Origin of the sequence: Bradyrhizobium denitrificans (assembly GCF_013179005.1) — a bacterium.
GTDB lineage: Bacteria > Pseudomonadota > Alphaproteobacteria > Rhizobiales > Xanthobacteraceae > Bradyrhizobium > Bradyrhizobium denitrificans.
Map to the genome: position 1 here is coordinate 88,899 of NZ_JABFDP010000012.1, position 14,922 is coordinate 103,820.

At 65.2% G+C, this 14,922-nt stretch carries 11 protein-coding genes and 1 pseudogene; 9 read left to right on the plus strand and 3 right to left on the minus strand.

The features are described from left to right. The first annotated feature begins 445 nt into the window (after positions 1–445). The 4 genes and pseudogenes from HL671_RS14820 to HL671_RS14840 all read left to right on the plus strand — a co-directional run bounded on the left by HL671_RS14820 (position 446) and on the right by HL671_RS14840 (position 5,635). A pseudogene (locus HL671_RS14820) lies at positions 446–1,894 on the plus strand (MmgE/PrpD family protein). Between the two features lie 94 nt (positions 1,895–1,988). After that, positions 1,989–2,960, plus strand: a complete 972-nt coding sequence (locus HL671_RS14825) for an amidohydrolase family protein (RefSeq protein WP_172236823.1) — start codon at positions 1,989–1,991, stop codon at positions 2,958–2,960. A 40-nt stretch (positions 2,961–3,000) separates the two neighbouring features. Further along, a complete protein-coding gene (gene dctA / locus HL671_RS14830) occupies positions 3,001–4,386 on the plus strand; it encodes a C4-dicarboxylate transporter DctA (RefSeq protein WP_012042903.1) in 1,386 nt (461 codons plus the stop codon). A 328-nt stretch (positions 4,387–4,714) separates the two neighbouring features. Beyond that, entirely contained in the window at positions 4,715–5,635 is a 921-nt protein-coding gene (locus HL671_RS14840) for a PepSY-associated TM helix domain-containing protein (RefSeq protein ID WP_172236825.1), read from the plus strand. A 3-nt stretch (positions 5,636–5,638) separates the two neighbouring features. Here HL671_RS14840 and HL671_RS14845 read toward each other — a convergent pair whose 3' ends face one another. Beyond that, the gene (locus HL671_RS14845; protein ID WP_172236826.1) at positions 5,639–6,412 is read right to left on the minus strand and encodes a TetR/AcrR family transcriptional regulator; all 774 of its coding nucleotides are present in this window, start codon (positions 6,410–6,412) and stop codon (positions 5,639–5,641) included. A 51-nt stretch (positions 6,413–6,463) separates the two neighbouring features. Here HL671_RS14845 and HL671_RS14850 point away from each other — a divergent pair, with 51 nt between their 5' ends. The 5 genes from HL671_RS14850 (at position 6,464) to HL671_RS14870 (ending at position 13,439) form a co-directional block, all read left to right on the plus strand. Then, complete coding sequence (locus HL671_RS14850; protein ID WP_012042900.1) at positions 6,464–8,026, plus strand: efflux transporter outer membrane subunit; 1,563 nt, start codon at positions 6,464–6,466, stop codon at positions 8,024–8,026. Then, positions 8,026–9,141, plus strand: coding sequence for an efflux RND transporter periplasmic adaptor subunit (locus HL671_RS14855; RefSeq protein ID WP_012042899.1), 1,116 nt, complete (start codon positions 8,026–8,028; stop codon positions 9,139–9,141). Before HL671_RS14850 ends, HL671_RS14855 begins: the two co-directional genes overlap by 1 nt. A gap of 28 nt (positions 9,142–9,169) precedes the next feature. Next, the gene (locus HL671_RS14860) at positions 9,170–12,250 is read left to right on the plus strand and encodes an efflux RND transporter permease subunit (RefSeq protein ID WP_172236827.1); all 3,081 of its coding nucleotides are present in this window, start codon (positions 9,170–9,172) and stop codon (positions 12,248–12,250) included. Between the two features lie 117 nt (positions 12,251–12,367). Next, positions 12,368–13,078, plus strand: a complete 711-nt coding sequence (locus HL671_RS14865) for a PadR family transcriptional regulator (protein ID WP_172236828.1) — start codon at positions 12,368–12,370, stop codon at positions 13,076–13,078. Between the two features lie 34 nt (positions 13,079–13,112). Beyond that, entirely contained in the window at positions 13,113–13,439 is a 327-nt protein-coding gene (locus HL671_RS14870) for a DUF3861 domain-containing protein (protein WP_172236829.1), read from the plus strand. Positions 13,440–13,694: 255 nt separating this feature from the next. Here the strand turns inward: HL671_RS14870 and HL671_RS14875 are convergent, their stop codons facing one another. Continuing rightward, positions 13,695–14,531: a class III extradiol dioxygenase family protein gene (locus tag HL671_RS14875; protein WP_012042895.1), complete on the minus strand. Its 837-nt coding sequence runs from the start codon at positions 14,529–14,531 to the stop codon at positions 13,695–13,697. 5 nt (positions 14,532–14,536) lie between these two features. Further along, complete coding sequence (locus tag HL671_RS14880) at positions 14,537–14,890, minus strand: protocatechuate 4,5-dioxygenase subunit alpha (RefSeq protein ID WP_012042894.1); 354 nt, start codon at positions 14,888–14,890, stop codon at positions 14,537–14,539. Positions 14,891–14,922: the final 32 nt, after the last annotated feature.

Here is a 14,922-nt window from a genome sequence, read left to right on the forward strand (position 1 = left end):
TCAGGTCGGCCGTCAGGCCGCAGCGCCGCGCCGCCAACACCGCCTTTGCTGTCGCATAGCATTCCGCCGGCGGTGTCCACAACGGCACTTCGAGCTGTCAGCGCATGATCAGAACGCACGGCATACCGTTGACGTTACTCGCTTTTCCGTCACACGAACAATTCACCGCAGCGCCGTGATGGACTGCCCTTCTCACAGGCGCGTTGAAGACGATCCTGCCATGGCCACTTGTCTTGCAGCGCCCCTCGAACCACCGCATCCGCAACATCGCCGCGCAGGCCACAGCGCATTGTCCAATCAAGCGAACTGACCGTTCACCCAAGGCTCCTTGTAAAGTCTGGACGAGTGCAGGATCGTGGCATGCCAGTGGCGAACCGGATCAGGATCGCGCCAGGGCCAAGCGCAACACGGACGCGACAAGGCGCCGGATCGGGAGGACGTCATCATGATCACGATGTCACGCCGCCAACTCATGGCGGGGGCCGCAGGCCTGTCGCTGGCGCCCCTCTGCCGCGTGCCGGCAACGGCGGCAGATGCGGCCAAGTCCGACAGCAAGGACGTCACGAAGATCCTCGCCCATTATCTCGTCAGCGCGCGCTACGAGGACCTGCCGGAGAATGTCCGCAAGGCAGGCGTCCGCACGCTCCTGAACTATGTCGGCGTCGCCATTGGCGGGTCGCACCACGAGACGGTGGACATCGCGGTCGCGGCGCTGGCGCCGTTTTCCGGCCCGCCGCAGGCCAGCCTGTTCGGCCGAGCCGAGCGGCTCGACATCATGAACGCGGCCTTCATCAATGGCGTCTCCAGCCACATCTTCGATTACGACGACACCCACCTGAAGACGATCATTCATCCCGGCGGGCCGGTGATCTCGGCCATCCTGGCTCTTGCAGAGATGAAGCCGGTCAATGGCCGCGACCTGCTCAATGCGCTCGTGCTCGGGGTCGAGACCGAATGCCGGATCGGCAACGCGGTGTATCCCAATCATTACGATGTCGGCTGGCACATCACCGGGACCGCCGGCGTGTTCGGCGCGGCCGCCGCCGCGGGCCGGCTGATGGGCCTGAGCGAACAGCAGATGGTGTGGGCGCTCGGGCTCGCCGCCTCGCAGCCGGTGGGCCTGCGCGAATCCTTCGGCTCGATGAACAAGAGCTTCAATCCCGGCCGCGCCACCGCCGACGGCCTGTTCGCGGCGATCCTCGCGTCGAAGAACTACACCAGCTCCGATGGGATGATCGAGGCCAAGCGCGGCTGGGCCAACACGATCAGCACCAAGCAGGACTACCGCGAGATCACCGGCGAGCTCGGCCAGCGCTATGAGGCCGCGCTCAACACCTACAAGCCGTTTGCCTGCGGGATCGTGCTTCATCCCGCGATCGATGCCGCGATCCAGCTGCGCAACGAGAACAGCCTGACCGCAGCGCAGGTCAAGTCGATCGACATGAAGGTCAATCCTTTGGTGCTCTAACTGACCGGCAAGAAGACTCCGAAGGAAGGGCTGGAGGGCAAGTTCAGCGTCTACCACGCGGTCGCTGTGGCCCTGATCGAAGGCGCTGGGGGCGAGAAGCAGTTTTCCGACCGCGCGGTGCGCGATGGCGCGATCATCGAGCTGCGCCGCAAGGTCAATCCGGTGATCGATGCGGCGATCAAGCCGGAACAGGTCGAGATGTCGATCACGCTCACCGATGGCCGCGTGCTGACCAAGCGGATCGAGCATGCGATCGGCAGCCTGGAGCGGCCGATGAGCGATGCCGATCTCGAGCGCAAGTTCAAGGATCTCGCCGAAGGCATCATTCCCCCGCAGCAGATCGCGACCGTGATGGAGCGCTGCTGGACTGTCGAAACCCTGGCCAGCGCCGGCGACATCGTCGCGGCCGGCCGCAAGGCGGCCTGAGCGGATCGGCTGCCCGCCGATTCCGGCGATTAGACATGCTGTGACCCGGCAGGTGACGCTGCCGGTCACGACGGCCATTTGAAGGAGACCCACGATGCGACGACGAGATCTGCTGGCCACCATGGCGGGACTGGGCACGGCAACCGCGCTCGGCGCAGCCCCGGCGAGCCTGCGGGCTGATGAGACCAAGATCCCCAGCATTCCCGGGCCGGATCCGGCGACCAAGACGCCGAACTTCAAGGCGCCGCCGGGCAGCGTCGACACCCACACTCACATTTTCGGCCCGGCAGCGACCTACCCGTTCTCGCCGACCCGCCCCTACACCCCACCGGAGGCGCCACTGGAGATGTTTCGGGCGCTTCATGCCAAGATCGGGATCGAGCGCGCCGTCATCGTCAATGCGACCGTTCATGGCACCGACAACCGCGTCGTCACCGACGCGATTGCGCAGAGCAACGGCAAGTACAAGGGCGTCGCCAACATCAACGCCGCGATGTCCGATGCCGACCTCGCAGCGCTCGGCAAGGCCGGCATCTGCGCCTGCCGTTTCGCCTTCCTGCGTCGGCTCGGCGGGGTCGGCGACATGACGGTGTTCCGCACCCTGGTCGATCGCGTCGCGGCGATCGGCTGGCATGTCGACATCTACCTCGAGGCCGGCACGATCCAGGAATTCGTGCCGGTCCTGAAGGCGCTCCCCGTCACCTATGTGATCGACCACATGGGCACGATCAGCGCCGCCAAGGGCATCGACGACGCCGAGTTCAAGGCGCTGCTCAACCTGCAGGCCAGCGACGAGAAGTGCTGGGTCAAGATCACCGGTCCCGAGCGCGCCTCGGCCTCCGGCCCGCCGTTCCACGACGCGGTCCCGTTCGCCCGAAAGCTGATCGACAATGCGCCCGACCGCGTCATCTGGGGCACCGACTGGCCACATCCGAACGTCAAGATCATGCCCAATGACGGTGATCTGGTCGATCTGATCCCACTCTACGCCCCGGCCCCTGCGATCCAGCAGAAGCTGCTTGTCAGCAATCCCGAACGGCTGTTCAAGTTCGCCGCGAAGAGCTGAATCACCAGCACCGGCGCAAGGCCAACCGACAGGACCGATCATGACCACCACGACCCTGACTGCCGACAGCAAGGCAGGCTCCCGCCGCGCCTGGTGGAAGGAGCTGTGGGTCCAGGTCATGGTCGCGATGGCCGCCGGCATCCTGCTCGGCGCCGTGAAGCCGGATCTCGGCGCCCAGATGCAGCCGCTGGGCGACGCCTTCATCAAGGCGATCCGGATGCTGATCGCGCCGATCATCTTCTGCACCGTGGTCAACGGCATCGCCCACATGGCCGACATGGCCAAGGTCGGCCGCGTCGCGATCAAGGCGCTGGTCTATTTCGAGGTGATCACGACCTTGGCGCTGATCATCGGTCTCGCCGCCGTCAACCTGTTCCAGCCCGGCGTCGGCATGAACATCGACCCGGCGACCATCAACGCCGCCACCATCGAGCCCTATGTCAAGCAGACCGCGGCGGTGGGCCTGGTGCCGTTCCTGCTCAACATCATCCCGCAAACCTTTGTCGGCGCCTTCGCCGAGGGCAACATCCTGCAGGTGCTGTTCATCTCGGTGATGTGCGGCTTCGCGCTGATCTGGCTCGGCGAGCGCGCCAAGCCCGTGACCGACGTGATCGAGGTCGGCGGGCAGATGATCTTCGGCGTGGTCAGGATCGTGATGTGGGCCGCGCCGCTCGGCGCCTTCGGCGCCATCGCCTTCACCGTCGGCAAGTTCGGCTTGGGCTCGCTCGCCAAGCTCGGCCTGCTGCTCGGCAGCTTCTACGTGACCTGCCTAATCTTCATCGCCGCGGTGCTCGGCCCGATCGCCGCCCTCACCGGCTTCAGCCTGTGGAAGCTGATCCGCTACATCCGCGACGAGGTTCTGGTCTGCATCGCAACCACCTCGTCAGAGACCGTGCTGCCGCGCATGCTGGAGAAGCTGGAAGCTGCCGGTTGCGAGCGCAGCATCGTCGGCCTTGTCATTCCGACCGGCTATTCCTTCAACCTCGACGGCACCTGCCTCTACCTCGCCACCGCCGCCGTCTTCCTGGCGCAGGCCACCAACACCCATCTCGACATCGGCCACCAGATCGGGCTGCTGCTGATCCTGCTGGTGACCTCGAAGGGCGCCGCGGGAATCGCCGGCGCGGCCTTCGTCGTGCTGGCGGCAACCCTCGCGGCCACCGGGACGATTCCCGTGGCCAGCGTCGCGCTGGTGCTCGGCATCCATCGGCTGATGTCTCAGGGGCTCACGCCGACCAACCTGATCGGCAATGCGGTGGCGACCATCGTCATCGCGCGGTGGGAGAATGCCCTCGATACGACACGTCTCACGCAGGTGCTGGATGGCGATGCCGTCGACGCGCCGGACGGTCCGCACAGCGCGGCAGGCGAGCGCGGAGACTCTGCGGCTTCCTCGCCTCGGCGTCGCCGCGACCAAGCAGAGTGACCGCTCCGGACATCACGACGGAATGTCTGTCCACGACACGGCGCTGCGCGCAGCCGCCGGCACCCCGGTCTCGCAGGCACCGAATCCTTGTAGCAATGACAGCCATGCCAACGCCGCAATGACATCGATCAAAGCGCGCATGACTTAAAATTAATAGTTGCGCTCTTTCATCGCGCCGGACGGCTCAGCTAATGAAAGCGCAACACGGCCCTCGGCACCATGTACGCCGTCCGGCAGGAAACGATCGGAAACATACGGGAGGCAAACGCCTGCGGACCATTGTCGCGCCGCATCGCGCTTCATGCGTGACGATCATTCGGAGACGGTCATGAACAAGCTGCTGCTGCTCAAACTCCACCGCTGGATCAGCCTGGTCTTCGCCCTGCCCTTGCTGGTGATCATCGTGACGGGATTGATTCTTTCCTTCGAACCGGTGACGCAGGTTGCGGCGGTCAAGCCCGGCGGCATCGATGCCGCACGCGTGGTCGCGCTGGTCAAGCAATATGATCCCGACGGCAAGGCGCGCGGCCTGTCGATCAACCCGGCGGTGCAGCACATCACGCTGCTCGGCCGTCCGGGCACAGAGATCGATCTCGCGAGCGGCGCCGTGACAGACCGGCCAGCCCTGGCCGGCACCTTCCAATGGGCGCGGATGACCCATGAGCACCTGATCGGCATCCCCGGTCTCACCCTGATCTCCACCATCGCGATGGTCACGATCATGGTCATCGGCATCCTGATGGGGCTACCTCGGCTGCGCAACACGCTGTCCGGCTGGCACAAGGGCGCGGCCTGGTTCACGCTGCCCTTGATCCTGCTCAGCCCGTTGACCGGGATCTGCCTCGAGCTTGGCCTGACCTTCGCGGGCAGCACGCCAGCACCGGCGCCCGCTCGCCTGTCGCTGGCTGATGCCATCAACGTCGTCGCCCGAGATCACGATCTTGCGCAGGTGAATTCCATCGGGAATCGCGGCGGACGGCTGCTGGCGCGAATCATCGAGGGCGACGAGTTGCGCGCCTATGCGATCACGCCCGACGGTCTCTCCGCGCTGCCGCGCAACTGGCCGCGCCTGCTCCACGAGGGCAATTGGTCGACCATCGGCAGCCTGGCCAACGTGCTGATCTCGGTCGTGCTGCTGGCGTTGCTGGTCACGGGCGTGCTGATCTGGACGCAGCGCCGGCTGCGGCGGCCGAACCGGGCCCGAGCGTTTCCGGCAAAGCCCGTCGTGGCGACGTCCCAGAGCTCCTGACGATCAGGGACGCCGGGACGCTGGCGCGCGCGCGCGCTTCGAAGCCGTCTTCGTCACCGGCCTCGCCTGTCTGGTTGGTCCCGCCTTGCGGCCGTAGGCGGCAATGAACACCTTGATCCCCCCTTCGAGCTGGGCGCGGGACTCCGCCGCGCTCGGCGCCTGCAGCGACAGCGCCCACGTCAATGGCAGCCGGCCCTGGATCAGCATGAGAAACTGCGTTGCGGCCAGCCTGACATTGGGGACATCGATCAATCCCTCGGCCTTTGCCGCGCGCAGAAAAGCTGCGACCTCGGCGTCGCATCGGTCGGGCCCCGCCCGCATGAAGGCTTCGGCGATCGCCGGATAGCGCGCGGCGCAGGACATGATCAGCCGATGCATCGCCAGCGCTTGATCGTCCAGAAATATCGACAGGAATCGCTGCCCGATCTCACGCAGATCGCGTTCGAGATCGATCGTCCGATCATGCGGCATCCACAGCGGATCGCGCCGGCGTTCGCAATCTTCCTCGACAAGCGCGAGGAGCAATGCATCCTTGTCGGTGAAATGAGCATAGAGCGTTGCCTTCGACACTCCCGCATGGCGTGCGATCGCATCGACGCTGGTGGTATCGAAGCCGCTCTCCAAAAATAGAGTCCGTGCACTGTCGACGATCTGCGTGTGCTTCCGTTCTGTACGGCCGGCGTCCGTAACAACGCGGGATAGACCTGGATTCGAAGAGGATGTCATCCTCCCTCCTAGCATCAACGTGACTTGACTCAAGCATGACATGCACAGCATGGTTCCTCAAGAAGAACTAAACGGTTTAGTTTTATGACAAATGATGTCCGAATGTTTCCGACGACGCGACGGATCCTCTCGAGACGCGGCACGGCGGCGACGCCGCTGGGCCTCGTCGGCTGCAGCGTGCTGCTCGCGTCCTGCGCCGTCGGGCCGGACTTCATGCCGCCTGACGCGCCGCCCGCGACCGGCTACACGTCCGAGCGCCGGCTCGCTCCGACCGGAAGTGCGGCGACGCCGGGCGGCAATGCGCAAAGTTTTGCCGCCGGGAGCGACCTGCCCGGCACCTGGTGGGCGCTGTTTCATTCCCGGCAGATCAACGCCTTTGTCGAGGAGGCGATTCGCAACCATCCGGACATTGAAGCTGCGCAATATGCGCTGCGGGCCGCGCGCGAGAACGCGCTGTCGCAGCAGGGATCGCTGTTTCCACAGGTAAGCGCGAGCGGATCGGCCGAGCGCACGCAGGCCTCGACCACGCAGTCCGGACAATGGCCGGGCCAGACCTCGCTCTACACACTCTATGGTGCCTCCGTCAGCGTCAGCTATGCGCTCGATCTGTGGGGCGGCACCCGCCGCCAGGTCGAGGCGCTGCAGGCGCAGGCGGACTACCAGGCGTTCAGGATGGAAGCGACCTATCTCTCGCTGACCGCCAATGTCGTGACCGCTGCGATCACCGACGCCTCGCTGCGCGATCAGATCGCCGCGACCGAGGAGATCATCAAGGCGGAGACCGATCAGCTCGAGCGGATCCAGCGCCAGTTCGACGTCGGCGCCATCTCCAAATCGGACGTGCTGTCGCAAGAGGCGACGCTGGCGCAGGCCAAGGCAACGCTCGCCCCGCTGCAGAAGCAGCTGGCGCAGCAGCGCAATCAGCTGATGGCCTATCTCGGCCGGCTGCCGCATCAGGATCGCGGCGAGCATGTCAGCCTTGCCGAGCTCCGACTGCCGCGCAAGCTGCCGGTCTCGCTGCCCTCCTCCTTGGTCCGCCAACGGCCCGACATCCGGCAGGCCGAGGCGACCTTGCATCAGGCCACCGCGACGGTCGGCGTCGGCATTGCCAATCTGCTGCCGCAGGTCACGCTGTCGGGCAGCTATGGCGCGAGCGGACCGGAGCGGCTGTTCTCGCCGACCACGCTGGTATGGGAGGCCGCCGCGAGCGTCAGCCAGAAGCTGATCGACGGCGGCGCGCTCTACCACACCAAGGAGGCCGACGTTGCGACGTTCGAGCAGGACCTGTCGCTCTACAAGAGTACGGTCATCACCGCATTTCAGAACGTCGCCGACTCCTTGCGCGCCATCCAATACGACGCCGAGGCGCTGAAGGCGCAGGCCGCCGCCGAGAAGGCGACCGCCGACAGCCTCAACATGGCGATCGAACAGTTCAAGAGCGGCGCCGTGCCCTACGCCAACGTCATCAACGCGCAGCAATCCTATCTCAACGCGCGGGTCTCCCGCATCAAGTCGCAGGCCACCCGCTTCACCGACACCGCGGCGCTGTTCCAGGCGCTCGGCGGCGGCTGGTGGCATCGCCAGGACGAGACACCAGCGGCGCTGCCCCGCGCCAACCCCGGCTATTTCGCCGGCCCCAATCGGACGACCCAGGAAGCAATGTGATGAAGAAGCGCATGACCATCATGCTGGCCGCCATGGCTGTTCTGTTTGGCGGTCTCTACGGCTTTCAGACCTTCAAGGGCATCATGATCGCCAAGGCGATCGGCGCCATGGCGAACCCGCCGCAGACGGTCTCGACGGTCACCGCGGAGACCGCGCCCTGGCGCACCAATCTCACCGCGGTCGGCTCGCTGCGTGCCGTCAACGGCGCCGACCTGGCGCTGCAGGTCGCCGGCATCGTGCAGAGCATCCAGTTCAATTCCGGCGACAGCGTCGAGGCGGGCCAGCCGCTGCTGCAGCTGGTCGCCACCGACGACGTCGCCAAGCTGCAATCGCTGCAGGCAACGGCCGAGAACTATGCCATCGTGGTCAAGCGCGACGAGGAGCAGATCAAGTTCAACGCCGTCAGCCAGGCGACGCTCGACAGCGACCGCGCCAATCTGAAGAACGCCCAGGCGCTGGTGACTCAGCAGAAGGCGATCGTCGAGCAGAAGACGCTGAAGGCGCCGTTTGCCGGCCGACTCGGCATCCGCGCCGTCGATCTCGGCCAGTATCTCGGAGCCGGCACCACGATCGTGACATTGCAGAGCCTTGATCCGATCTTCGTCGATTTCTATTTGCCGCAACAATCGCTCGCGGAGATCCGGATCGGCCAGGATGTCGGCGTCGCCGTCGATGCCTTTCCGGGCGAGCGCTTCACCGGCCAGATTTCGGCGATCAACGCCAAGGTCGATTCCACCAGCCGCAACGTCCAGGTCCGCGCCACCTTGCGCAACAATCAGGCCCGGCTGCTGCCGGGCATGTTCGCCAAGGTCGAGATCGCGACCGGCAACCCCGAGCAACTCGTGAATGTGCCGCTGACGGCTGTCGTCAGCAATCCCTATGGCGATCTCGTTTACATCGTCGACGATCTCAAGGACGGCCAGGGCAAGGCGCGGCAGATGTTCATCAAAAGCAAGCCGGCCAAGGGCGACCGCGTCGCCATCACCGACGGCGTCAAGCCCGGCGAGACGGTGGTGATCGCAGGCCAGCTCAAGCTGCGCAATGGCAGCCCGGTGAAGATCGACAATTCGCACGTTCCTGTCGCCGAGGCGGCGCCGAACATCGTCGACCAGTAAGCCCCGCGCCCTCGTTCAGAGAACATCCATGCGTTTCACAGACATCTTCATCCGCCGGCCGGTACTGGCGCTCGTGGTCAGCGCCCTGATCCTCGTCCTCGGCCTGCGCTCGATGACGACGCTCTCGATCCTGCAATATCCGCGCACCCAGAACGCGATCGTCACGGTGAGCACCGCCTATGCCGGCGCCGATTCCGACATCATCGCGGGCTTCATCACGACGCCGCTCGAGAATGCGATCGCCCAGGCCAACGGCATCGACTACATGACCTCGACCAGCGTCACCGGCAGCAGCACCATCACGGTCAACCTGCGGCTCAATTACGATTCCGGCAAGGCGATGACCGAGATCAACGCCAAGGTGAACTCGGTGTTGAATCAGCTGCCGACCGGCACGCAGCAGCCGACCTTGACCCTCAAGGTGGGCCAGACCATCGATGCGATGTATATCGGCTTCGCCAGCGACGTGCTCGCGCCCAACCAGATCACGGACTATCTGACCCGCGTGGTGCAGCCGAAGCTCCAGGCGGTCTCGGGGGTGCAGACCGCCGAGCTGATCGGCGCCAAGAAGTTCGCGCTCCGCGCCTGGCTCGATCCCGACAAGCTCGCCGCCTACGGCCTGACCGCGACGGACGTGTCGACCGCCTTGTCCGGCAATGACTACATTTCCGGTCTCGGCACGACCAAGGGCCGGCTGGTGCAGGTCGACCTCGCCGCGGCGACCAACCTGCATTCGCTGGAGCAATACCGCAACCTGGTCGTGAAGCAGGTGAACGGCGCCATCATCCGCCTGCGTGACGTCGCCAGCGTCACCCTCGGCAATGACGACTATGACACGGCGACACGCTTCAACGGCAAGACCGCGGTCTATATCGGCATTCAGGTGGCGCCGACGGCCAATCTGCTCGACGTGATCAATGGCGTGAAGGCCGTCTTCCCGGATCTGCAGCAGCAGTTGCCCAACGGCATCCGCAGCGAGATCATCTACGATTCCACCGACTTCGTGAACTCCTCGATCGACGAGGTCGAGCACACCCTGGTGGAGGCGATCGGCATCGTCATCGTGGTCGTGTTCATGTTCCTGGGCTCGTGGCGCTCGGTCCTGATCCCGGTCATCGCCATTCCCCTGTCGCTGATCGGCACCTTCGGCCTGATGCTCCTGATGGGCTTCTCCATCAACCTGCTCACCTTGCTGGCCCTGGTGCTCGCCATCGGCCTCGTCGTCGACGATGCCATCATCGTCGTCGAGGCCGTGCATCGCCTGATCGACGAGGGCGTGTCGCCGGTCGAGGCGGCGATCCAGTCGGGGCGGGCCCTGGCGAGCCCGATCATCGCGATGACCGTGGTGCTGATCGCGGTCTATGTGCCCGTCGGCTTCCAGGGCGGCCTCACCGGCGCGCTGTTCACCGAGTTCGCCTTTACGCTGGCCGGCGCCGTCACCGTCTCGGCGGTGATCGCGCTGACCTTGTCGCCGATGAACTGCGCCTGGCTGCTGCGGCGGACCGAGCGCGGTTCGACCACGCTGGAGGCGCGGCTGGTGCGCGCGATCGACCACGTGCTCGAGCGGCTCGCGCATGCCTATCGCCGCTGCCTCGAAAGCGTGTTCTCGACCAAGCCTGTCGTCGTGGTGTTCGCGTTTCTGCTGCTCGCGATGATCCCCTGGCTCTATGTCAGCTCCACCAGCGAGCTCGCACCGGACGAGGACCAGGGCGTGGTGCTGACGCTGACCAATTCGGCGCCTTCGGCCACGCTGGAGCAGCGACAGTTCTATGCGCAGCAATTGCATGACCTGATCGCGGATCGGCCGGAGACACGCACGGTGTTCCAGATCGACGCCTCCACGCAGGTGATCGGCGGCTGGGTGCTCAAGCCCTGGGATCAGCGCAAGGCAACGACGAAGACCTTGCAGCCTGAATTCCAGCAGATGCTGAATGGCATCGCCGGCGCGCGCTCGGTCGCCTTCCAGCCGTCGCCGCTGCCGGGCAGCAACGGCCTGCCGATCCAGTTCGTGATCGGCAGCACCGGCACCTTCAACCAGCTCAATGATGTGTCGCGCGACCTCATGAACAAGGCGCTCGCCAGCGGCAAGTTCATCTTCCTCGACAGCGACCTCAAGATCGACAAGCCGCAGACCACCGTCGTGTTCGACCGCGACAAGGCCGCCGATCTCGGCCTCAAGATGAGCGATCTCGGCGGCGCGCTCGCCACCATGCTGGGCGGCAATTATCTCGATTATTTCAGCCTCGAGGGCCGCTCCTACAAGGTGATCCCCCAGGTGCGGCAGAACGACCGCCTGACCGACGCGCAACTCCTGGATTATTCGATCCGCGCCGGCAGCAGCACCATGGTGCCGCTTGCGACGGTCGCCCATCTCGAGCACAAGACAATCCCGGAGTCGCTTAACCACTTCCAGCAGATCAACGCCGCGACCATCTCCGGCGTCGCGATGCCGGGTGTCTCGATGGGAGACGCGCTGGCGACGCTGAAGGAGCTCGGGAAGTCCCTGCCATCGGGCTATTCGATCGATTATGGCGGCGCCTCGCGGCAGCTCGAACAGGAATCCGGCGGCTTCGTCACCACCTTCGTCTTCGCGCTGATCATCATCTTCCTGGCGCTCGCCGCCCTCTTCAACAGCTTCGTCGATCCCATCATCATCCTGGTCTCGGTGCCGATGTCGCTGGCCGGCGCGCTGATCTTCATCAGCCTCGGCATCGGCGGCGCCAGCATCAACATCTACACCCAGGTCGGCCTCGTCACCCTGATGGGCCTGGTCAGCAAGCACGGCATCCTGATGGTGGAGGTCGCCAATGAGCTGCGTGAACAGGGCAAGGACCGCACCGAGGCGATCATCGAAGCCGCGACGATCCGGCTGCGGCCGATCCTGATGACGACCGCGGCGATGGTGCTCGGCGTGATCCCGCTGATCACCGCGAGCGGCGCCGGCGCGGTGTCGCGCTTCAACATGGGCCTGGTCATCGCCACCGGCCTCTCGATCGGCACCCTGTTCACGCTGTTCGTGGTCCCCGTCGCCTATGCGCTGATTGCCCATCGCGGCACAACGGTCGAGGCGACAGCGCACAGCAAGGAGGCGCCCGCCGCCGTCTCGTGAGGGAAAACATTTTCTTTATCAGACACTTGGCGCCGGCTTCGCAAACTCGACACCGGCGCATTGACAAACGATACGACATAACGATATATCGTTCGTACGAAATGGAGATCATATCGTATGAGACATCATTGGACATTCGGCCGCCCGGGTTTTGACGACGACCGCGAGGTCCGCGGCTGGGGCCATCGCGGCCACCACCCAGGCCATCGCCACGGCCAGCATCGTTCTGACGAAAGCTGCGAGGAGGTTCGGCTTGGAGAACGCGGCCCAGGCTTCGGCCGGCACCGCGGACATGGGCTGTTCGAGCGCGACGGCCGCCGCGGCGGTCGCGACGAGTTCGGGCGGGGCGGCGGCGGTCGCTTCTTCGGGCCCGGCGACCTGCGCAGCCTGCTGCTGTGGCTGATCGGCGAGAAGCCGCGCCATGGCTATGAGCTGATCAAGGCCGTCGAGCAGTTGGTCGGCGGCGCCTATTCGCCGAGCCCGGGGTCGGTCTATCCGATCCTCAGCCTGCTCGAGGACATGGGCCAGATCGAAGCGGCAGCGTCGGAGGGCGGCAAGAAGCTGTTCGCGATCACCGACGCCGGACGCCAGGCATTGAAGGACGACGCCGCCGCGATCGAGGGCCTGCTCAACCGGATGCGGATCATGGCGCGCACGATGGGCGGCATGCGCCCGCCCGAGCCGGTGCTGCAGGCGGTGCAGACGCTGAAGATGGCGCTCAAGATGCACCGCCCCGGCTGGAGCGATGCGGAAGCCAACCGCGTCAGCGACATTCTCACCCGCGCCATCGCCGAGATCCAGGGCGATGACGAGGGCACCTCAACCTGATCAGTCCCCCCCCTCTTGCACAAGGAGGCAACCGATGCCCCACGCCTACGCCATCGAAGTGACCGACATCACCCCAAGCGCCGACGGCAGCGCCGGCCGCAGCTACGACTTCACCTTCACCAACCATGACGATCTCAACGAGATCGTCGCGCGCGTCCAGCGCCGCGGCTTGTTCGACCAGAACGAGAGCAAGGCGTTCGTCACCGGGCTGAAGCTGCTCGGCGGCGTGATGCTGAACCATCGCGGCGAACCGCTGTTCGCCGAGTTCGGCCCGGCGTTCAAGGCGTTCATGACAAAGTTGAAATCGGGCGCCAAGACCCAGGAGATCCAGGAGGCCCCGGCGCAGCAGGCGCAAGCGTAGCTCGCGGCGAACCGCCGCGGTCAATCGCTGTGACCTGAGCGGCCACTGGCCGCAACCTTGCCGACTGTATCGCGGCATGGTTCGCGTCGGTCGCCGGAATGACAGCGGAAACGAGGCGCGTCCGCGCAGCACGTTCCGCTGTCGTCCCGCACCCGCTTTGCCGTCGCATCGCGGCGGCAAAGCGGCGATCCGGGAGCGGTGCTGCGCCATGAAAGTCGGCGGCACAGCGCCCGATCGTCGCCGTCCAGGACGAGGCTACACCGGCTCCAGCACCATCAGCCCGGTGGCCGTATTGGAGATCGGAATGTGGTAGTTGGAATGCTCCTTGCGCACCTTCTCCGGCAGGGCGCCGCGCGCGACCATCCAGTTCAGGAGTTCGACGCCCTGCGTGCCCGACAGCTCCACCAGCTCAGTGGTCGAGTACTTCGTCGCCCAGGCGGGATCGTCGACCATGCTGGCCATGAACGTCTCGTCGAAATCCTTGTTGATGAAGCCGGCGCGCTCGCCGTCCAGCTGGTGCGACAGGCCGCCGGTGCCCATGACGACCACCCGCTCGTCCTTCGGCCAGGATTCGATGGCGCGCGCCAGCGCCTGACCGAGCTTGTAGCAGCGCGCGGCCGAGGGCAGCGGCGCCTGCACTGTGTTGACGACGACCGGCACCACGCGCACTGGCCATTTCTGGTCCGGCCAGCACAACGCCATCGGCAGAGTGAAAGCGTGATCGACCACCATCTCCTGGCAGGTGGTGAGATCGAAATCCTCCTTCACCAGATGCTCGATCAGGTGCCAGGATAATTCGCTGTCGCCCTTGAACGGCGCGGTCTGCGGAATGCCCCAGCCTTCGTCGGCATTGCTGTAGCTGTCGCAGGCGCCGACCGCGAAGGTCGGCATCTTGTCGAGGAAGAAATTGAGCCCGTGGTCGTTATAGACCAGCACCACGACATCCGGCTTCACCTTGGCGAGCCACTCGCGCACATGCGGGAAGCCATCGAAGAACGGCTTCCAATAGGGATCCTGCTGCAGCCCCTTGGCGATCGCGCCGCCGATGGCCGGAACGTGGGAGGTGGTGATTGCGCCGACGATCTTTGCCATGATGATTACCCCCTGGCCGCCAGAAGCTTGGCCTTGAACTGATCCTTGGTGAGTCCGGTCTGCTGCGCGCCGATATCCTGCATGTCCAGGCCGAAAATGCCGGCGAACTTGGCGAGGTAATAGGCGTTGCCGCCGGCTTCGATCAGCTCCAGCACGTTGCGGTGCTTGATCGCCGCGCGCTGCTGCGCGTTGAGGCCGAACTTGGTGCAATAGGCGTCTTCGTCGGCGACGAAGGCCTTGCGGTTGGCCGCGTCATTGAACGAGTAGCACATCTTGTTGAGCGCGTAGCCTTTGCGGGCCTGCTCGCCGTCGAAGATGGTGGTGCCGGGCACGGGCTGCCGGGCTGACGTGGCGGACATCTTGACCTCCCCTGTGATGTTTCGGCCGCCCG